The sequence below is a fragment of the Streptomyces sp. NPDC004051 genome (assembly GCF_053604275.1).
This window is the reverse complement of the sequence record NZ_JBSGHG010000028.1, coordinates 17201-35053: the sequence shown is the minus strand read 5'-3', so window position 1 is coordinate 35053 and position 17853 is coordinate 17201. Positions and strand designations below refer to the sequence as shown.

Annotated in this window: 14 protein-coding genes and 5 pseudogenes; 8 read left to right on the top strand and 11 right to left on the bottom strand. The window is 70.6% G+C overall.

Annotation, left to right across the window (positions count from 1 at the left end; translation table 11 throughout):
• Positions 1–148: 148 nt before the first annotated feature.
• Positions 149–865, top strand: coding sequence for an IS6 family transposase (locus tag ACWEQO_RS25000; protein ID WP_452985295.1), 717 nt, complete (start codon positions 149–151; stop codon positions 863–865).
• Positions 866–1270: 405 nt separating this feature from the next.
• Here ACWEQO_RS25000 and ACWEQO_RS24995 read toward each other — a convergent pair whose 3' ends face one another.
• From ACWEQO_RS24995 to ACWEQO_RS24985, 3 genes are all read right to left on the bottom strand, one after another.
• Positions 1271–2344, bottom strand: coding sequence for a lytic polysaccharide monooxygenase auxiliary activity family 9 protein (locus ACWEQO_RS24995; protein ID WP_361458966.1), 1074 nt, complete (start codon positions 2342–2344; stop codon positions 1271–1273).
• A 272-nt stretch (positions 2345–2616) separates the two neighbouring features.
• The gene (locus ACWEQO_RS24990) at positions 2617–3747 is read right to left on the bottom strand and encodes a GH12 family glycosyl hydrolase domain-containing protein (RefSeq protein ID WP_361458968.1); all 1131 of its coding nucleotides are present in this window, start codon (positions 3745–3747) and stop codon (positions 2617–2619) included.
• A gap of 266 nt (positions 3748–4013) precedes the next feature.
• Positions 4014–5036 carry a LacI family DNA-binding transcriptional regulator gene (locus tag ACWEQO_RS24985; RefSeq protein WP_452985294.1) on the bottom strand — a complete coding sequence of 341 codons (1023 nt, stop codon included), beginning with the start codon at positions 5034–5036 and terminating at the stop codon, positions 4014–4016.
• A gap of 265 nt (positions 5037–5301) precedes the next feature.
• On the opposite strand from ACWEQO_RS24985, the pseudogene ACWEQO_RS24980 reads away from it, so the two are divergent.
• Positions 5302–5583 (top strand): annotated as a pseudogene (locus ACWEQO_RS24980) (transposase); the annotation flags it as partial.
• A gap of 304 nt (positions 5584–5887) precedes the next feature.
• Here the strand turns inward: ACWEQO_RS24980 and ACWEQO_RS24975 are convergent.
• Positions 5888–6417, bottom strand: a pseudogene (locus ACWEQO_RS24975) (GNAT family N-acetyltransferase).
• A gap of 184 nt (positions 6418–6601) precedes the next feature.
• On the opposite strand from ACWEQO_RS24975, the gene ACWEQO_RS24970 reads away from it, so the two are divergent.
• Positions 6602–7036: an integrase core domain-containing protein gene (locus ACWEQO_RS24970; protein WP_452985293.1), complete on the top strand. Its 435-nt coding sequence runs from the start codon at positions 6602–6604 to the stop codon at positions 7034–7036.
• Here the strand turns inward: ACWEQO_RS24970 and ACWEQO_RS24965 are convergent.
• The 3 genes from ACWEQO_RS24965 to ACWEQO_RS24955 all read right to left on the bottom strand — a co-directional run bounded on the left by ACWEQO_RS24965 (position 6993) and on the right by ACWEQO_RS24955 (position 8364).
• Complete coding sequence (locus ACWEQO_RS24965; RefSeq protein ID WP_452985292.1) at positions 6993–7283, bottom strand: hypothetical protein; 291 nt, start codon at positions 7281–7283, stop codon at positions 6993–6995. The two genes, ACWEQO_RS24970 and ACWEQO_RS24965, sit on opposite strands and share 44 nt — an antisense overlap.
• 141 nt (positions 7284–7424) lie before the next feature.
• A complete protein-coding gene (locus ACWEQO_RS24960) occupies positions 7425–7799 on the bottom strand; it encodes an ArsR/SmtB family transcription factor (RefSeq protein ID WP_361458976.1) in 375 nt (124 codons plus the stop codon).
• A 190-nt stretch (positions 7800–7989) separates the two neighbouring features.
• Positions 7990–8364 carry a hypothetical protein gene (locus ACWEQO_RS24955; protein WP_361458978.1) on the bottom strand — a complete coding sequence of 125 codons (375 nt, stop codon included), beginning with the start codon at positions 8362–8364 and terminating at the stop codon, positions 7990–7992.
• A 384-nt stretch (positions 8365–8748) separates the two neighbouring features.
• On the opposite strand from ACWEQO_RS24955, the pseudogene ACWEQO_RS24950 reads away from it, so the two are divergent.
• Positions 8749–8979, top strand: a pseudogene (locus tag ACWEQO_RS24950) (IS6 family transposase); the annotation flags it as partial.
• A gap of 305 nt (positions 8980–9284) precedes the next feature.
• On the opposite strand, the gene ACWEQO_RS24945 reads toward ACWEQO_RS24950, so the two are convergent.
• The 3 genes and pseudogenes from ACWEQO_RS24945 to ACWEQO_RS24935 all read right to left on the bottom strand — a co-directional run bounded on the left by ACWEQO_RS24945 (position 9285) and on the right by ACWEQO_RS24935 (position 13136).
• A complete protein-coding gene (locus ACWEQO_RS24945; RefSeq protein ID WP_452985291.1) occupies positions 9285–10814 on the bottom strand; it encodes an FAD-dependent monooxygenase in 1530 nt (509 codons plus the stop codon).
• A gap of 443 nt (positions 10815–11257) precedes the next feature.
• Positions 11258–12111 (bottom strand): annotated as a pseudogene (locus ACWEQO_RS24940) (IS5 family transposase).
• Positions 12108–13136 (bottom strand): zinc-binding alcohol dehydrogenase family protein, encoded by a 1029-nt coding sequence (locus ACWEQO_RS24935; protein ID WP_361458984.1) that lies wholly within the window; start codon positions 13134–13136, stop codon positions 12108–12110. Before ACWEQO_RS24935 ends, ACWEQO_RS24940 begins: the two are co-directional and overlap by 4 nt.
• A 217-nt stretch (positions 13137–13353) precedes the next feature.
• Here ACWEQO_RS24935 and ACWEQO_RS24930 point away from each other — a divergent pair.
• Positions 13354–13577, top strand: a pseudogene (locus tag ACWEQO_RS24930) (IS6 family transposase); the annotation flags it as partial.
• A 292-nt stretch (positions 13578–13869) separates the two neighbouring features.
• Here ACWEQO_RS24930 and ACWEQO_RS24925 read toward each other — a convergent pair.
• Positions 13870–14934, bottom strand: a complete 1065-nt coding sequence (locus ACWEQO_RS24925; RefSeq protein ID WP_452985290.1) for a LuxR C-terminal-related transcriptional regulator — start codon at positions 14932–14934, stop codon at positions 13870–13872.
• 131 nt (positions 14935–15065) lie between these two features.
• Between ACWEQO_RS24925 and ACWEQO_RS24920 the strand changes: the two genes are divergently transcribed.
• Genes ACWEQO_RS24920 through ACWEQO_RS24910 form a run of 3 tightly spaced genes read left to right on the top strand, consistent with a single transcriptional unit; the run spans position 15066 to position 17848 of the window.
• Positions 15066–15230: a hypothetical protein gene (locus ACWEQO_RS24920; protein ID WP_452985289.1), complete on the top strand. Its 165-nt coding sequence runs from the start codon at positions 15066–15068 to the stop codon at positions 15228–15230.
• Positions 15231–15282: 52 nt separating this feature from the next.
• Positions 15283–16578 carry an ATP-grasp domain-containing protein gene (locus ACWEQO_RS24915; RefSeq protein WP_452985288.1) on the top strand — a complete coding sequence of 432 codons (1296 nt, stop codon included), beginning with the start codon at positions 15283–15285 and terminating at the stop codon, positions 16576–16578.
• 34 nt (positions 16579–16612) lie between these two features.
• Positions 16613–17848 carry an NAD(P)/FAD-dependent oxidoreductase gene (locus ACWEQO_RS24910; RefSeq protein WP_452985287.1) on the top strand — a complete coding sequence of 412 codons (1236 nt, stop codon included), beginning with the start codon at positions 16613–16615 and terminating at the stop codon, positions 17846–17848.
• The last annotated feature ends 5 nt before the right edge of the window (positions 17849–17853 follow it).

Here is a 17853-nt window from a genome sequence, read left to right as displayed (position 1 = left end):
CGTTCCATGAGGGAGTTCGTCCGGGACATCCGGATGCCGCCGAGGGCGCCCCCCAGCCCGGCATCGGCCGGCACCGCCCAGAAGGGCACTGTCACGTTGGCCGACCGGGTGGGATGTTCTTCGGTTGATCACGCTGGAGGAGGTGTCCGTGGGGGACGCGTCGCCGTCGTACCGGGGGCATCGGTACCCGGCGGAGGTCATCTCCCCCTGCGTGTGGCTGTCCTTCCGCTTCCCGCTGTCATTCCGTGAGGTGGAGGAGCGGATGCTGCAGCGCTGCGTCATCGTCTCCTACGAGACGGTCCGCCGCTGGCGTGCCCCGTTCGGGCAGGCCCACGCGAACGGACTGCGCCGCCGGCCCCGGCCCGGGGACAAGTGGTGTCCGGACGAGGTCTTCATCAAGATCAACGGAGAGCGGAAGTACCTGTGGCGAGCCGTCGACGCCGACGGCAGCGTCCTGGACGTCCTCGTGCAGGGCCGCCGGGACAAGCCCGCCGCCCGGCGCTTCTTCCGCCACCTGACGAAGAAGACGCGCGCGGTGCCTCGGGTGGTGGTCACCGACAAGCTCCGCTCCTACGGCGCCACCCACCGCGAGGCCATCTCCTCCGTCGAGCACCGGCAGGCGAAGTACCTCAACAACCGGGCGGAGAACAGCCACCGGCCCACCCGGCAGTGCGAACGCGCGATGAAGGGCTTCCGCAGTGTCGGCGGGGCGCAGCGGTTCCTGTCCGCGTTCAGCGGGATCTCGCCCCACTTCCGGCCATGCCGCCACCTGATGACCGCCTCGGATCACCGAGCCGGGATGACCACCCGCTTCGCCATCCGGGACCAGGTCACCGGTGCTGTCGGCCGGCCCGCCGAGGCCTGAGCACCGGCCCGAAACTACGCCTTCGACTTCGCCGGCGGGCTCACGGTGCTCGGCCGATCCGCCCCCGCCCCGCACCGGGCGGGCATGGTGTCCGGCGCTGCCTCGTCGGATACGCCGCCCAGGGCATCGGGGCACCGGCCCCCGGCGCCGTCGTGACCGCGCACGGACTGAGGGCCGGTCGGTGACCGGCGCGGCCGTGCTCGGCGGCTCCTTCGTCCTCGTCGCGGTCGTCGGCCTCGTGGTACTGACGCCCCTGCACCGAGCCGACCGCGAGGCCGCGCGCCCTGCCCCGCACCGGTCCGGGAGCCGGCCCGGACGGACTCCGCCTGAGCACGGGAGCAACGGCGCGCCGCTCCGCCCCGCGGTGGAGGCGGGGCGAAGCGGCGCACCTGGCCGGGGCGGTCGCTACGGATTCACACAACCGATCGTGCCCACCGGGAAGTTGTTGCCCGACGACGTGGCCGTGAAGCCGAACGTCACACTTCCGTCGGGATTGATCACCCGGTTGTGAGCGACGTTCCGTACCGTCACCGTGCCGTCGGATCCGGTGGTGAGGGAGCCGTTCCAGGCACTGCCGATCGTGGTCCCGGGACCGGGCTTCCACTGCACGGCCCAGCCGTTGAGCGGCGAGGTCCCGTGGTTCATCACCTCGACGGAGCCCTGGAAACCGCCGTTCCAGGAGTTCACCACGTTGTAGACGGCCATGCACTCACCCGTGTGGGGCGGGTCGGTCGGGTCCGGGTCCGGGGGCGGCGTGCTGCCCGAGCCCCGGATGCCGGTCACCTCGCCGTTGCCCCCGTCGAAGACGACGTCGGAGCAGGAGAAGAAGTTCTCCTGGCTGTCCGAACGCACCCATTGCATGAAGATCAGCGCGTCACCGGAGCGGCCGGAGGGCAGCTTCAGGTTCCAGTAGTAGTGGCCCCCGTTGGTACCAGGGGAGCCCTGCTGGGGCGGGTCGGTGACGGTCTGGATCAGCTCCAGGTCGTTCCAGCCCAGCTGGGACGTGGGCGACCAGCCGGGCTTGGTGATGTAGACCCGGAAGTCACCCGGGTGCGCAGCCCAGTTGCTGTACTGCGCCTTGATCGTCGCTCCGGACGTCAGATGCGTGCGGGGCCAGTCGGAGCGGGCCGCGTTGTAGGCGGAGAAATCGTACGGCGACCGGTCGCCGGCACTGCACAGCGTGCCGTCCGGCACATAGCCCGGGCCGCGCCCGGCAGCCCGGGAGTCCAGGACGGCGAACCAGTTGTACAGGGCCGACGCGCCGCTCCGGTTCAGCGCGGCCCGGCAGGCGGGGTTGGTCGGGTCGAGTGCGCCGGTGCCGGTGGTGGCGTCCAGCTGACAGAGGTAGGTGCGCGAACCGGGCATCATCGCCACGCCGTGCGCCTGCGCGTCCTTCTGCCAGAGGAAACTGAGACCGAGCCCTCCGAGGAGGGTCGCCAGTACCGCTGCCAGAGAGACCAGTCTGCTTCTCAGAGCCATGGAGTCTCCTGTCCCGATGCTGAGTTCTTCATGAGCGGTGGAGGGGTGGAACCCCCGCCCGGCCGGGGAGGGTGCCAACCGGACGGGCGGGGGGCTTGGAGGGACCGTCCCGCGGCGGAAGCGGGACCGGCCGGGCGGCCGGTGCGTCGGCACCGGTCCTCGGCGCGGCCGTTCGCGGTGCGGTCTGGCCGGGGCCCGCCCCGTCGGCGCAGGGAGGGAAGAGCGGGCCCCGGAGCGAGGGGGGCACGGCGGGGCGCGGCCCGCCGTGCGTCTCACGCGGTCCGGCAGGTGGTGCCGTTCAGCCGGAAGGCGTCGGGCCGTGCGAAGGCGCCGCTGTAGCTGCCCTGGAAGCCGAAGCTCTGGCTCCCCCCGGCGGCGATCCGCGTGCTGCCCACCGGTGCGGTCGCCGTGACCGCGCCCGAGGAGGGGGTGACGGACGCGTTCCAGGCGTGGACGATGCTCTGCCCGGAGGGCAGGGTGAAGGCGAGCTGCCAGCCCTCGACGGCGGCCGGGCCGTTGTTGGTGACGGTGACGTTCGCGGTGAAGCCGCCCGGCCAGACGTTCGTGGCGTACGACACCGTGCAGGCGGCCGGAGAGCCGGGGTCCCCCGGATTCGAGCCGCCGCCCGTGTTGACGGTGGACGAGAACGAGTGCACGGCGAGTCCCGCGCCATTCTGCCAGGGCTCGAAACCGGCCTGAATACTCGTCAGGTACCAGTCCTTGCCCGCCAGTCCGCGCGCGACGGTCTCCCGGACGAAGTCCATCACGTCGAAGCTCCAGCTGCTGATCGCCGACGGCGCGACGAACGACAGCACGTCGTTGGTGCCGTTGCCGCCGGACCACACCTGCCAGGTGCGCCCGGCCACGGTGGCCGTGCCTACCTGCGAGCCGATCGGCTGGATCTGCCCCACCTTGTTGAACCAAATCATGATCTCGGTCCGGTTCACCCCGTCGGTCCGGGGCGTCGGGTCCAGCCAGATGTCGTACGAGGCGTTGTACACGGCGTTGTCGACATAGCCGTACGAGATGCTGGTGGGGGCGTTCGCGATGCCGCTGATGCGCGCGGGGAGGGCGGTGCCCGGCGAGCAGTTGGTGTAGTGGCAGCCGTTGAAGACCGACGGGTAGGACTTCGGCGCGCCGTTGGTCGGCACCGAGCCGTCGGCCTGGGCGACCCGGAAGCCGGTGTCCGTGGCGGTGACGCACTGGGTGGCGCTGGTGCCCCAGCGGTTGTTCTGGACGACGTAGCGCCCCTGGACGACGGTTGATCCGTACTGTTCGCAGACCGTGGTGTCGGCCTGGGCCGGCGCGGTCGCGGTCAGCAGCGCCGCGAGCGCGGCGAGAGCGGTGAGGAGCGCGGCCGACGCGGTGCGCAGCGCGCGGGGGTGGTGCCGTAACCGTGGCATGTGGGGGACCTCTCCGGGAGGGTGTGCGGGGTTACAGGCGGGAGCGCTCCCGCCTCCCCATCGATGGGAGCGCTCCCAATGACGTTCCGGAAGGGGACTGTAGAAGGCGTCCATGTCCCTGACAACCCTGTGCGCGGCAACCCGTCGAATGCGTTTCGAAGGCGCTGGTCAGAGAGGTGATCCACGCGACCTCCGAACGCCGGGAGCGCTCCCGAAACATTCGACGTGCGCCGGGGGCGTGCCCGGCGGGGCGGGGCGGTGGGTCGTCAGGCGGATCCGCGCAGCACCAACTCCGTGCGGAGGATGACGTGCCGCCAGGCCACCGCCGACTCCTCCATCTCCTCCAGGAGCAGCCGCACCATCGTGCGCCCGATCTCCTCCAGCGGCTGACGCACCGTCGTCAGCTTCGGATCGGTGTGCTGTGCGAGCGGAAAGTCGTCGAAACCGATCACCGCGACGTCGTCCGGCACCCGCCGCCCCGCCGCGCGCAGGGCGCCCAGCGCGCCCGCGGCCATGGTGTCCGACGCGGCGAACACCCCGTCGATCTCCGGGGCGCGCTCGATGAGTTCGGCCATCGCGCGGTGCCCGCTGTCCGCGGAGAAGTCGCCCTCGACGGTCCAGGACGCCCTGCCCTCGGCGCCCGCCCGCTCCAGCGCCTCCCGGTAGCCGCGCAGCCGGCACTGGGCCACGTACATGCCGGACGGTCCGGTGATGGTCGCGACCGCGCGGCGGCCGGTGTCCAGCAGATGCGCCACGGCGCTGCGGGCCCCGCCGACGTTGTCGGCGTCGACGTAGGTCACACTCTCGTCCCCGGAGCGCCGCCCCAGCAGGACGGTGGGCACGCCCACTTCGGCCAGCATGTCGGGCAGCGCGTCCTCGGCGTGCACGGACATCAGCATGACGCCGTCGACCCGGCCGCCGCGCGCGTACTCCACGAGACGCTGCCGCTCGGCGTCCGTGCGCACCAGGGTGAGCAGCAACTGCACCTCGGTCTCGGCCAGCGCGTCACCGACGGACCGCACGATCTCCGAGAAGAAGGGTTCACCGAACTGCCGCCAGTCCGGCTCCGTCATGACCAGCGCGACCGCGTCGGCCCGCCGGCCCGCCAGCGTACGGGCCGCCAGGTTGGGGACGTACCCCAGTTCCGCGATGGCGCGCTGCACGGCACGTCGCGTCGTGTCCTTCACGCCTGCCGCGTTGTTGATGACGCGGGAGACGGTGCTCCGCCCCACACCGGCGAGCGCGGCCACCTCCTCGAGCGTCGGTGGGCCCGTACGCCGCCTGAGCATGACCACCCCCCATGAGATCACTTGATCCTACGGCCCCAGCCATGCCCGTATCGACCGTTCCCACAGGCCCCCGCAACGGATCGGCCTGTACATCATGCTGCCCCGCACAAGGTGCCGAGCACTCGCTGCCGCACCCGCGCCTGAGCTTGGTGTTCGACGTCGCAGGTCACTCGACCTGCGACGTCGAACGCCAAACTGAGAACTCCTGACGAAATGATCTTCGAGGTGGTCGGATCACTCCGGGAGCGTTGGTCGGGGGTGCGGGGTGGCTCGACCGAAGCCGCGGGAAGTCGAGGACGAGCCGTGGGCGGTGATCGAGCCGCTGCTGCCCGAGGCGGAGCGTCGGGCCCGGCATCCAGGACGGAAGCGGCATCCGGACCGGTCGGTGTGCCAAGGCGTCCTGTTCGTGCTGCACAACGGGATCGCCTGGGAACACCTGCCGCAGGAGCTCGGCTTCGGCTCGGGCATGACGTGCTGGCGGCGCCTGGCCGAGTGGATCGAGGCCGGAGTGTGGCCCCGGCTCCACGAAGCATTGTCGGCCAAGCTCTAAGATCCGCGCCTGGGTCGCCGACAATGACGTTGATCTGATCTTCCTCCTGACCTACGGCTCCTGGCTGGACTGGATCGAATCGGAGTTCGCGGCCCTGCGCTGCTTCGCGCTCAACGGCACCGACCATCGCAGCCACGACGACCAGAACGCTGCCATCGCGGCCTACGTCCGCCGGCGTAATGCCCGTGCCGAGCCGGAGACCATCTTCGCTCCTGACTCACCCATCCGGACCTGGACCCGGTACCCGAACCGCGCTGCCCGACCACCCGTGGGAGGTTCTGAGGCAGTGTTCTGCTCGCCCCTATCGGGCGAGGGGCGACTTGCCGGTCGCAGCCAGACCGCGGGCCAACACGCGGGTGGTGCTGCCGTCATTCTCCTTGATGTCCCGGACATGCCCGAAACCGATTCTGCCCAGCAGAGTCAGTGAGGCCTCGTTCGATGCGGCCACGGTGGCATACACCCTGGTCAATCCGAGAGTATCGAAGCCATGGGCGACGATAGCCTCAGCCAGCTCAGTCCCTAGGCCGGACCCCCATGCCGTCGGCGCCAAAGCGTAGATGATCTCGTGGCCTCCGACGACGTCGGTCGGCTTGATCTCGGCGTGCCCGACCAGGAGTCCGTTGCGACGAACAGCCCAGACATCGAACAGCCCTGGGCATAGACCTTCGTGAAGATCCACCCGAACAGGGCCCGGTCTGTTGCTTCGGAAGCAGGGCCGTCACCCATCCACTGCGACACCCTGGTGTCCTGGAACAGAGCGACGAAGCCCTCTTCGTCCTCGGGGACGTACGGCTCCAGAAGTAGCCGCTCGGTGCGCAGAGTCGGGGTCACAGACAGCGACGCTACCCACGCGACATCCGTGTCGGCAAACCACTTTCGTCTGCGCGGACGTCGCTTTTCTCGTCGCCATGCCCCACATCGCCCAGCGCCGCAGGCCGAGCTGTCATGAGGAGCCATTTGCACGGTCGACCATGCGAGCTGACTAGGCGTCCGCATCGAGTCTTTGCGGTTCCTCATGCGCCATCGCGACGGCAAGTACGGGCCTGCCTTCGACGCCGTCTTCCAGGCCGAAGACAGGGAGGTACTACTCAGCGCACCGCGGGCTCCCCGGGTGAACGCACGGTGCGAGCGGGTGATCGGCACCATCCGGCGCGAAGCGCTGGATCACGTCCTGGTCATGAACGAGGCCCACGCCCGACACGTTCTCGCTGACTTCCAACGGCACTGCAACACGCCTCGGCCCCATCGGTCCCGGAATCAACTGCCTCCCGACGCCCAGGATCGATCCGTCACGGTGCACGATCCGGGCAGCCGCAGGCTCCCGCGCACTCGCGTCCTCGGCGGCACCCTCAACGAGTACCGCTACGCCGCTCGACCAGCAGCGATGACTTTTCGAGCCCGACCGGCTACGGGGAAGTCCGCTTGCGGGGGGGGTGCCCCCACGCGTTGACGAAACTCATAGGGGCACCCCCCCACAAGCGCCTGAAGGAGAGCAGTTCCTTGAACACCCGCCGTACCCGAACCCGGTCCCCGGCCTCCGCCCGCAGCCGCTCCAGCTCAGCGCGCTCGCTCTCCCGCAGACGACTGCCGGGCGATGGATCGGCCACCGGCCGGTCCGAGGACGACGAGCCGTTGCGCCGGGCCCGCGACACCCAACTGTGCAACGTCCCCGGGTGGATGCCCAGGTCCTCGGCCACCTCCGGAGTCGGCTTCCCGGTCTCCGCGACGATCTGTCCGCTCCCTCGCGGAACTCGGCGTCGCAGATGCGCTTCCTGGATGCCATGCCCCCAACTGTCGCTCCGGTCACGGTCTCCACAGCAGGAGGGGAACCTCAGAAGTCATCTCCCCGGAGGGGGGAAAGCCGAAGGCCCCGTCTGCGCCGAGCTTTCGGTGTGCCGGAGTTCGGCGAGGAGTTCATTCTGTCCGGCCAGGAGTTCGGTGAGGATACGCCGTGCGGCGCGCAGGAGTTCCGCCACGTCGCCGCCGGCGAGGGCGTAGCTGACGGTGGAGCCGTCACGGATGGAGATCACGATGCCGGACCGTCTCAGTACCGCGAGTTGCTGGGAGAGGTTCGACGGTTCGATCTCGATCACGCTCAGGAGTTCGCGTACGGGTACGGGACCGTGTTGGAGCAGCTCCAGTACACGGATCCGGACGGGATGCCCGAGCATACGGAAGAACTCCGCCTTGGCCTGGTACAGCGGCACCTGCATGCGACAACTCTCCCCACCCACGGTTCGGCCATTCCAGGACCGGTAGCTGGACCTGCTGGATCTTCGGTGCCCAGCTCCAGCCATCCTCCCGTTTCCCGGCCCGGCCTGCCCTGGCTTGATCACATTCAGATGTGCTGAGTTGAAGACTTTTTCAACTCGTGGGCATGCGGAGCCGGGAAACAAGGGACGGCTACAGCTCCAGTTCCGCCTCGATGCGCCTGAGCTGGTGGCGGGCCATGGCCAGGTTCGCCCGGCCCTTGTCCAGGATGAGGTACAGGAACAGACCGTTGCCTCCGCGGCCCCTGAGCAGCCGGAGGAGGTGGTACTGGCTGCCGAGGGTGATCAGCACATCCTCGATGTCGTCCTTGAGGCCCAGCATCTCCATCGTGCGGACTTTCGCCCGGATCACGTCGGTGTTCCCCGCCGCGGCCACCGTCAGATCGAGGTCCTTGCTCCCGCCCAGCGTTCCCAGCGCCATGCCGCTCGTGTAGTCGACCAGCGCGGCCGCCACACTCCCCTCGATCGAGGTCATCGCCTCTTTCAGGGACGTCTCCACAGTCAGCATCAGTACCTGCTCCCTCGTTTCTGGACGACCTCGGCCGGCCTCACACTCCGGCCGAGTGATGACCGCAGACGCTACCCACACGCCGCCAGGAGTTACGGGAACACCGGGAATCTGGCAGGAACCAACCCCCTGTGCCCTAGCATTCGCCCTCACGGAATGCCCGTCGACGCACCGCCCGAGACGACAGCACCACGGCGTTCGGGGACCAGGCCGAACGAGCCGAGTTGTCCCCTCCCTTCTCCTCCGCGACGCGACGCCGGTGACCGCGCGGGCGGTGGCCGCATCCCTCTGTCACTCGTACGGAGTTGGTCCGGGGGCGTTGTCACGTTGGCTGACCGACCTGGGACGATCCCGGAGTTGATCGTGCCGGGGAGAAAATCGCTCGTGCCGTCCGCGCCGCCGTCGTACCAGGGGCACCGGTACCCGGTGGAGATCATCGCGCACTGCGTGTGGCTGTACCACCGCTTCCCGCTCGACTTCCGCGAGGCCGAGGAGCTGATGCTCGAGCGCGGCGTGACCGTCTTCCACGAGACCACCCGCCGCTGGTGCGCCACGTTCGGGCAGACCTACGCCGACGCGCTGCGGGCCGGCGGCCCCGGCCCGCAGTGGTTCCTGGCTGCGTTCACGGCATCTCACCGTGCTTTCGGCCCCGTCGCCACCTGCTGACCGCTTTCCACCACCGCGCCGAGACGACCGTCCGCTTCGCCCGCCAGGGTCAGATCACCGGTGCCGCCGGCCGGCCCGCCGAGGCATGAGCACCGGCCCGAAACCCGGCACCACCACGCCCCGACGCGCCATCGGACACGCACAGACTCCACAAACAGACTCCACAACGTGGCGACGCCCCCGGACATGCAACCGGTACTCAGGTGCAGGAGCCACGGTCGGAGAGGCCACCGGCCGCATTGCGGCGGGTGGAATCAACGGCGGCCGACCGGCAGCCAGCGGTCCAGGTAGGTTCGCAGGCCGTCCAGGTCGGCGCCCCGTGCGACATAGCCCAGGTAGCCGTCGGGGCGGACGAGTCCCTGCGCGACGCCCGGCCACGGGCTCTGTCCGCCGAGCCGGTGGACGGAGACCAGGCCGATCCGTCCTTCCAGGGCCGAGGAGAGCCGTTCGTCCGGCCAGAGGGGTGGCGGCCCGGACAGCAGCAGGTGCCAGCCCGGTGCCGCCGTGCGTGCCTGCAGCCCACGGGGCAGGTCGGGCAGCCGGTCCCCGGCTCTCGGCCCGCCCCTGGGCGGTCGTGAGCCGGCCGTGGAGGCGGGGCTGCGCCGGTAGTGGATGCCCAGTTCGGAGACGGTCCGGAAGAGCCGCCCGCGGATCCCGGCCGCGCGCAGCGCCAGCGGCGCCAGACGTGGGGCGACGTGGGTGCGGCCGATGCGGAGGACGGGGTTGCCGCTGGTGGCGACGGTGAAGGCGCGGTCGGTGAAGCGCAGCACGCTGTGGCCGACGGGTGCCCGCTCGGCCTCATACGTCGCCAGCAGTTCCTCGGGCGCCAGGCCCCGGCAGACGAGGGCGAGCTTCCAGCCGAGGTTGAGCGCGTCCTGGATGCCGGTGTTCATGCCCTGCCCGCCGGCCGGGCTGTGGATGTGGGCCGCATCGCCCGCCAGGAAGCAGGGGCCCAAGCGGTAGCGGTCGGCGCCGCGGTTGTGGAGGCGGAAGTCGGTCATCCAGACGGGATCCCGCAGCGTCAGCCGCCGGCCGGTGTAGCGGTCGGTGATCTCCTGCAACAACGACAGGTCCACCTCGGCCTCCGGGGCGTCGGGCGGGCGCATCGCGAGCATGCGCCAGCCGGCCGGCGAGCCGAGCGGGAAGAAGAACACCATCCCCGCCCCGCTCATGTACGAATGCACGGAGTCCGGCTCCAGCCCGTCGACCTCCAGGTCGGCGAGCAGGAACGTCTGCGGGTAGGCGTATCCTTCGAATCCGATGCCGGTCCGGCCGCGCACGGTGCTGTGGGCGCCGTCGCAGCCCACGACGTAGCGCGCCTCCACAGCCTCCTGCGAGCCGTCACCGTGGCGCAGTCGGCAGGCGACGAACGAGTCCGTCGCCTCCAGCCGGACCAGTTCGGTGCCGCGCTCGATCGTCACGTCCCGCGCGGCCAGATACTCGGAGAGGACGCGCTCCGTCTCGGCCTGCGAGAGGAACAGCAGGAACGGATACGCCGTGTCGGTCAGTCCGATGTCGAACAAGCGCAGCGCCACCACACGGCGGGGCAGGTGGAGCCGCAGCCGCATCGCCGGGTTGCCCCGGGCCACCAGCTCGTCCGTCACCCCGAAGCCCGCCAGCGCCTCCAGGGTGCGGGGCTGGACGGCAAGCGCCCGCGACTCCCGTACCCGGTCGAGACAACGATCGACGATCCTGAACCGGGCCCCGTACGCGCGCAGCTGCGCGGCGAGGGCGAGACCGGTCGGCCCCGCTCCCACTACCAGCACGTCCAGCGGCGCCTTCATGAATCCACGGTAGGGGAGACGGGACGCGCGTGCGAGATCGTTCGGCGCGTACTACATCGAGCCCGTGCCCCGCTGCGACGAGAAGGGGGACAGGGTGGCCGTTGACGCTGCGGTCAGCGTGAGCGGCTGAGCCGGACAGGACGTGCGCGGCATCGTGTCCGACGCCGTGCCACGATGCGGTCGGCGCCTCCTGCGGTCCGTGTTCCTGTGACGCTTGCGGGGGGTGCGCCTACTTTGAGATCGCACTCACCCACGCGCTTCAAGGCGCCGGTGTCGGCGACGGCGCAGCGTCCAGGACGGTCTTACGGACCGGGCGTTCGTCCTGGCCGGGGCTGCCCCGGCCTTCAGGGAGACAGACAGCCGGGTGTGGACGCGGGCGGCCGCGACCGCCACGGTGGACGACGATGACCTGCGGAGCGTGCTTCCCGTCCTGAGTCGCTTGGTCACAGCCACTCGTCGATCGCCGCGACGAGAACGGTTGCCTCGTACCGGACGGCGAGCTTGTCGTATCTCGTGGCCACTGCGCGGTGCCTCTTGAGCCGATTGATGCCGCACTCGACCGCGTGGCGCTCGCGGTGGTCGGTTTTGTCGAACTGCGGCGGTCGGCTGCCCCGAGAGCCGATCTTCTTACGGTTGGCGAGCTGGTCGACCTTGTTCGGGATGGTGCAGCAGATCCCGCGTTTACGCAGGTAGGCCCGGTTCTTCCGAGATGAGTACGCCTTATCGGCACGGACTCGCCGGGGCCTGGTGCGGGGCGGGCCTGTCGTGAGGCGGGGCACGCGGATGAGGCCGAGGACGGCCTCGAACTGCGGCGAGTCGCCCCGTTGCCCGGCGGTGATCACGAGGGACATGGGCTTTTGGCCCTGCTCCACCGCAAGGTGCAGCTTGGTGGTCAGCCCGCACGCGAGCGGCCGAGCCCGTGGTCGGCGGGTTCGGCGGTGACGCCGCCAGGCGGCTCCTTTTGGAGATCCCCCTTTTCCTCGCACCGGCGGCGTGTTGGTGGGCCCGGCAAACCGTGGAGTCCACGTTGATGTCCCAGGTGATCAGACCCTTGGCGTCGGCCTGAGCCTGCAGCGCGGTGAAGATTCGCTGCCAGGTGCCGTCCCGCTGCCAGAGGCGGAACAGGTCGTACGCCCGCCCCCACGGACCGTAGACGACGGCGTACTGTCCACGGACGCCCCTCCCGCTGTGACCAACCAGAAGATCGTCCCACCCGGCCGGCCGACATGACAGTGCCGCTGCGAGTGCTACCGCGACCTCTCGGGGCACGTCCGAGGAGTGCGTCGCGGAGGGTCATCCGGGCACGAGCACGGCGGCGCCGCTGACCCGGTCGGCGGCCAGGTCCCTCAGAGCCTGGTCGGCACGGCTCAACGGATACGGGCTGACGGTGACCCGCACACCGATCCGCGCGGCCGTGTCCAGGAAGTCGCGGCCGTCCTGCCGGGTGTTGGAGGTGACGCTGCGCAGATTCCGCTCTTCGAAGAGGTGACGGCGGTAATCGAGCACGGGGATGTCGGTGAGATGGATGCCCGCCACGGCGAGTGTTCCCGAACGGTCCAGTGCCTCCAGGGCCACGGGCACCAGATCCCCTACCGGTGCGAACAGGATCGCCGAATCCAGCGGTTCGGGCGGGCGGTCGTAGGCGCCGCCCACGGAGGAGGCGCCCAGGTCGAGGGCGAGTTCACGGGCCCGTGCCGAACGGGTCAGCACGTGCACGGTCGCCCCTTCGGCCAGGGCGACCTGCGCCGCCAGATGGGCCGAGGCCCCGAAGCCGTAGATCCCGAGCCGGCCGTTGGGTGGCAGGGCGCTGCGGCGCAGAGCCCGGTAGCCGATGATCCCGGCACACAGCAGCGGTGCCAGCAGCACGGCGTCCTGGTCGTCCGGGAGCGCGTAGGCGTAGTCCGCCGGGACGAGGGTGACATCGGCGAAACCGCCGTCCGCGTCCCAGCCGGTGTAGAGGGAGGCCGGGCAGAGGTTCTCGCGACCGGCCCGGCAGTAGCGGCATCGGCCGCAGGTGCTGCGCAGCCACGCCCCACCGGCTCGGTCGCCGACCCGGAACCCCGTGACGGACTCGCCGACGGCGGCCACGCGGCCGACGATCTCATGACCGGGAACGGTCGAGGCCCGGTGCGGGCGCAGGTCGCCTTCGGCAAGGTGCAGGTCCGTGCGGCAGACGCCGCACGCCTCGACCCTCAGCAACAGCTCACCAGGCCCCGGCGAGGGCACGGTACGCCGCACGGACATCAGTGGGCCGTCCGCGATCGGACCAGGACTCTCGACAGCCCACCCGGTCAGCATGTGCGAGGCCGACGCGCGCACCATGCTCCCAGCCTGGCGCCGGCCGGCAGGTCCGGCAAACGCTTGCCGGAGAACGGCAGGCCGCAACCGCACGCCGCTCGGTGCTGCAACGGCCCTCGGCCGTTCGGGCGCCACTGTCATGTCGGCCGACCGGGTGGGACGATCTCCTGGTTGATCGTGCCGGGGAGGGGTTCGCTGGTGTCGTCCGCGCCGCCGTCGCACCAGGGGGCACCGGTACCCGGTGGAGAGCATCGCTCACTGTGTGTGGCGGTACGTCCGCCTCCCGCTCAGCTTCCGCGAGGCGGGGGAGCCGATGCTCGCCCGCGGCGTGATCGTGTCTTACGGGAGCGTCCGGCGGTGGTGCCTGAGGTTCGGGCAGGCCTACGCCGGCTCGCTGCGCCGCCGCGGCCTCGGCCCGGGGACACGGGGCACTTGGACGAGGTGTTCGTCAGGATCAACGGGGAGCCGACGTTGCGGATGCCGATAAAGCGTCCGTGCAGGTGGCCGCCTTGAGTGCTGCTCTCCGGCCGGAGCCGCTGCCTGTCCGCGATCTTCACGGGACAGGGGCCGGGCGGCATCATGATCCGCCGTGCCGCCGCGCCCGGTCTGCCTCACCATGGCCAACACCTTCACCCTCCTGCGCCTGCTGCCGAGGAGCGAGCCGGACGAAGACCTCGAGATCCGCGCGCTGCGGCACCACCTGCCGGTCCTGCACCGCCGGGCCGGCCGACCCAGATTCACCGAAACCGACCGCGCCTCACTCTCCGGAATCGCGGACCGCGGGCAGCTCGGCCGATGCCTTTGAGTCGGATGAGTCGGAGCCCCCCTCCCCGCTGATCGCCGACGCCAGCAGGAACCCGAGGTGCGTGCGGTTGTTCGCGCCGAGTTGGGTCATGAGCTTGGCGATGTGCTGGCGGCAGGAACGTTCGCTGATACCGAGCTGGCGCGCGATGGCGGCGTCCTTGGCCTCCTCCAGCAGGAGCCGGGCGATGGCCTGCTGCATGTCGGAGATCACGAATCCCTCGCGCCGCGTCTCGTACGCCGAGGCGAAGGGCACCGCCGTGTGCCAGGCGGTCTCGAAAGTGCTGACCAGGAAAGTCACCACGCCCTGGTGACGGATGCGCAGGGCGCCCGGCCCGTCGTGGGCGGGCAGGAACGCCGTGCGCCGGTCGAAGACGATCAGCCGCGGGAAGAGGGTGTGCAGGGTCCGGACCTCGGCGCCGCCCGCGACCAGGCGTTCGACGTAGGCCTCCGTGGCGGGGTTGAAGCGGGCGCTGTGCTGGTAGATCGTCCGCATCCGGACGCCTTGCTCCAGCATCGCCAGATCCCGGCTCTGAGCCCGGCTGAGGACCTTCACCGGGCGAGGACCGCCGGGTTGAGCCGTCAGCACCTCCGTCCGGCAGTTCTGGGCCTCCTCCTCGAGCATGGGGTTGACGTCCCGCGCGTCGACGGTGAGGACGTCGCCCCGGCCGGCACCCGCCGCCTGGACCTCCCGCAGCGCCGCGAACTCGCCCCGCACGGCGTCCACCTGCGTCTGGGCCTCGCGCAGGGCGCGTTGCAGGGGCGCGACGACGCGAACCTCGGCCGACTCCAGCAGCCGCGGCTCGTACACCCCCGGCCGGTCCGGGCACGGCTCCAGCAGGCCCAGTTCTCCCAGTCGTTCGAAGGCGTCGTCGACTGCCGTACTGGGCAAATTCAGACCGCGGACCAGTTCCTCGCGCGTGCTCGCCCCCTGCCGCAGTGCCCCTGCGTAGAGCAACTGCAGCGCCCTGGTCGCCGCATCAGGTCCGCTTTCGTTGTTTACTTCATGTTTGCTTGCCATTCATTCAGCCTTCCGTTTCCGGCAGTGCCTGATGGTGATCCGTCAATTCTGTGGCGGACGTGCGGGTTCAGTGGTGAAGATCGAGTCCGGATTTCGGACAGCGAACTCCGTGAAGGGGGAGGAAACGGGGCATGAGCACGATCAAAGGATGGATATTCGCCCTGTCCATGGCACTGACCGCCGCCGCATCGGTACTGACGCACACGACCGAGCGCGACCGGGAGACGGAGAGCGGACACCGCGTCACGGCGGGCCACACTGCCGCGGCCGGAGCCGCGGACACGGGGTGGGGGTGAACGGGCGACGATCCGTTCGCCCGACGCACCTGATCGCTTTCAAAGGAAAGGCGTGGCCTTGGACCCGAGGGCCCTCCTGCTGCTGGTCCGTGTGGGATGCCTCCGTGAGCAGGCGCTGACTTCGTGGATCTCCCGCACGGACTTCGATCTCGCACTGGCGGAGAGCAGCACCGCCGCCTACCTCAGACTGGCCGACCGGCAGATCCCGTTGTCACCGCAGCGGCCGGCGGACGAGATCTACGCCGCCTGCCGTGCCGCGCTCGCCGCGGCTCCCGGTCGTAAGGGCGTCATCGGCTTCCTCGACTCCACACTGCCCGTGGTGGCGCGTCTGGCCGAGGAGTTCGCCCTGCCGGGCTGCTCACCGCAGACCCTGCGGGCGCTGACGGACAAGGTCTGGGCGCGCACCCGGTTCGCCGAGCACGCAGTGCCCGGGCCCGGGTTCCGAGCCCTCGACGCGGTGGCGCCGACACCCGCGGACCGTTCGGCAGCCGTGGTCGGGCTGCGCTATCCGCTCATCCTCAAGCCCGCCGACTCCTCGGCGGGACGTGGAGTGATCCGCGCCGGTGGACCGGAGGAACTCGACGCGGCCTGGGAGCACGCCGCGGGGTTCACCAAGACCGGCCGTCTGCTTGCCGAGGAGGAGATGACCGGCAACGAGATCAGCGTCGAGACGGTGACGGTCGGCGGCCGCACGGTCGTCCTCGCGTGCACCGAGAAACTCACCACGCGCGGCACCTCCTTCGTCGAACTCGGCCACGCCCTGCCCGCCCGCCTGCCGGGCGGCCTGGGGGCGGAGGTGCGCAGCGTCGCCGAGGCGGCACTGAAGGCCGTCGGGTACGACCACGGCATCGCGCACACCGAGATGATCCTCACGGCCGACGGCCCCCGCATCGTCGAGGTCAACCCGCGCCCGGCCGGCGACTGCATCATGGACCTCATCCGCCTCACCAGTGGGATCGACGTGTACGACCTGGCCGCCGACCTCGCGCTCGGCGCCGATGTCGACCTCGAGGCCCTCGCCGCCGCCGAGTTCACCGGCGCGGCGGCGATCCGCTTCCTGACCGCCGGATCGGGCGTCGTGCGTCGCGTCGACGGCGTCCCCGAGGCGTCCGCGCTCCTCGACCCCGCCCGTGAGCGGCTCGTCCTGTTGACGCGTCCCGGAGACGTCGTCGAAACCGTCACCACCAACCTGCACCGCCTCGGGTACGTCGTCACCGTCGGCGCGGACACCGCGGACGCGGTGCAGCGCGCAGAGCGCGTCGCCGCCATGGTCGACGTCGTCACCTCCCCGCCGGCGCCCGGCGAGCCGCCCGCGCGGCGGCTGCCCAGCGCCGAGTGCTGGACCTGAGCCGGTGACCGCATTCTCGTATCCAAGGACTTCCATGGAATCCCCCGACTCCTGCTGGCTGGCGAGCGGACCGAGTTGGACGCAGGGCGACCGGCTCCTGCCGGGACGCGCTGATGTCTGCGTCCTCGGCGCCGGCGTCATGGGCTCGACCCTCGCCTACTGGCTCGCCCTGGCCGGCCTGCGCCCCCTGGTGCTCGACCGCAACCCCAGCCCCGCCATGGGCTCCTCCGGCCGCAACGCCGGCCGCGTCATCCAGGGCGGTAACGCTCAGCACGCCGTCGCCATCGACAAGTTAGGCCACGCCGAGGCACTCGCCATCTACCGCGCGACGCTGGTCAACCGGGATCTGGTGCGTGAGGTCACCGCCCGCGAAGGGCTCGACGCGGCCCGCACCACCACGTCCAAGCTCGACCTGACGGACAGTGAGGAGGAGGCGCTCGAGCTCAAACGCACTGCGGCCGCGCTGCAGGCGGACGGCATCGCGGCCGAGTGGCTGGACCTGCCCGAGGCCCGGCGGGTGTTCGGCACCGACCTGCCGGACACCGTCCTCGGCGGCCTGCACCGGCCCGACCAGGACGCGGTGCACTCGGTCGCCTACGTGCGCGGTATCGCCGCCGCCGCCCGGCGGCACGGCGCTCAGTTCGGTCTGGGCGTCCGCGTGACCGCCGTGGAGGACGCGCAGGACGGGTCCTGGCGTGTCGTCACGGACTCGGGAGAAGTCGTCGCCGACCAGGTGGTGGTGGCCCTCAACGCCTGGACCGGACACCTGCTGCCCGAACTGGCCCCCGTCATCACGCCGGTGCGCGGTCAGCTGGTGCAGACCGCTCCCGTGCCGTTCCGCATCCCGCAGTGGGGTCTGGACCGCGGCCTGGTGTACGGCGGCCAGAACCAGGACGGCTCGTTGCTGCTCGGCGGCCTGCGCACCACCGTGCCGAACCGCGACGAGAACATCGAGTTGCCCGAGGACGGCAACACCCCCGCCTTCTCACCGGAACTGGCCGAACGGCTGACACAGGCGCTGCCCGCCCTGCTGCCGCAGACCACCGGCGTGCCGGTCGTGCGCGCCTGGAGCGGCGTGATGGCCTTCACACCCGACCGGTGTCCGCTGGTGGGTGCCTGGCCCGGCCGCGCCGGCCTGTGGGTCATGGCCGCGTTCAGCGGGCACGGCATGCCGTACTCGCAGGTGGTGTCCGAGCAGCTCGCCGAGCGGATTCGAGGCGGGGCGGGGAAGAGCATCCCCACCGCCTTCGATCCCTGCCGCTTTCTGTGAGCCGG

What these genes read in the sequence shown, in the direction of transcription:
- ACWEQO_RS24995 (WP_361458966.1), bottom strand. Translation starts at nt 2,344, where the DNA reads ATGGCTCTGAGAAGCAGACTGGTCTCTCTGGCAGCGGTACTGGCGACC.
- ACWEQO_RS24990 (WP_361458968.1), bottom strand. Translation starts at nt 3,747, where the DNA reads ATGCCACGGTTACGGCACCACCCCCGCGCGCTGCGCACCGCGTCGGCC.
- ACWEQO_RS24985 (WP_452985294.1), bottom strand. Translation starts at nt 5,036, where the DNA reads ATGCTCAGGCGGCGTACGGGCCCACCGACGCTCGAGGAGGTGGCCGCG.
- ACWEQO_RS24970 (WP_452985293.1), top strand. Translation starts at nt 6,602, where the DNA reads ATGCGCCATCGCGACGGCAAGTACGGGCCTGCCTTCGACGCCGTCTTC.
- ACWEQO_RS24960 (WP_361458976.1), bottom strand. Translation starts at nt 7,799, where the DNA reads ATGCAGGTGCCGCTGTACCAGGCCAAGGCGGAGTTCTTCCGTATGCTC.
- ACWEQO_RS24955 (WP_361458978.1), bottom strand. Translation starts at nt 8,364, where the DNA reads ATGCTGACTGTGGAGACGTCCCTGAAAGAGGCGATGACCTCGATCGAG.
- ACWEQO_RS24945 (WP_452985291.1), bottom strand. Translation starts at nt 10,814, where the DNA reads ATGAAGGCGCCGCTGGACGTGCTGGTAGTGGGAGCGGGGCCGACCGGT.
- ACWEQO_RS24935 (WP_361458984.1), bottom strand. Translation starts at nt 13,136, where the DNA reads ATGGTGCGCGCGTCGGCCTCGCACATGCTGACCGGGTGGGCTGTCGAG.
- ACWEQO_RS24925 (WP_452985290.1), bottom strand. Translation starts at nt 14,934, where the DNA reads ATGGCAAGCAAACATGAAGTAAACAACGAAAGCGGACCTGATGCGGCG.
- ACWEQO_RS24920 (WP_452985289.1), top strand. Translation starts at nt 15,066, where the DNA reads ATGAGCACGATCAAAGGATGGATATTCGCCCTGTCCATGGCACTGACC.
- ACWEQO_RS24910 (WP_452985287.1), top strand. Translation starts at nt 16,613, where the DNA reads ATGGAATCCCCCGACTCCTGCTGGCTGGCGAGCGGACCGAGTTGGACG.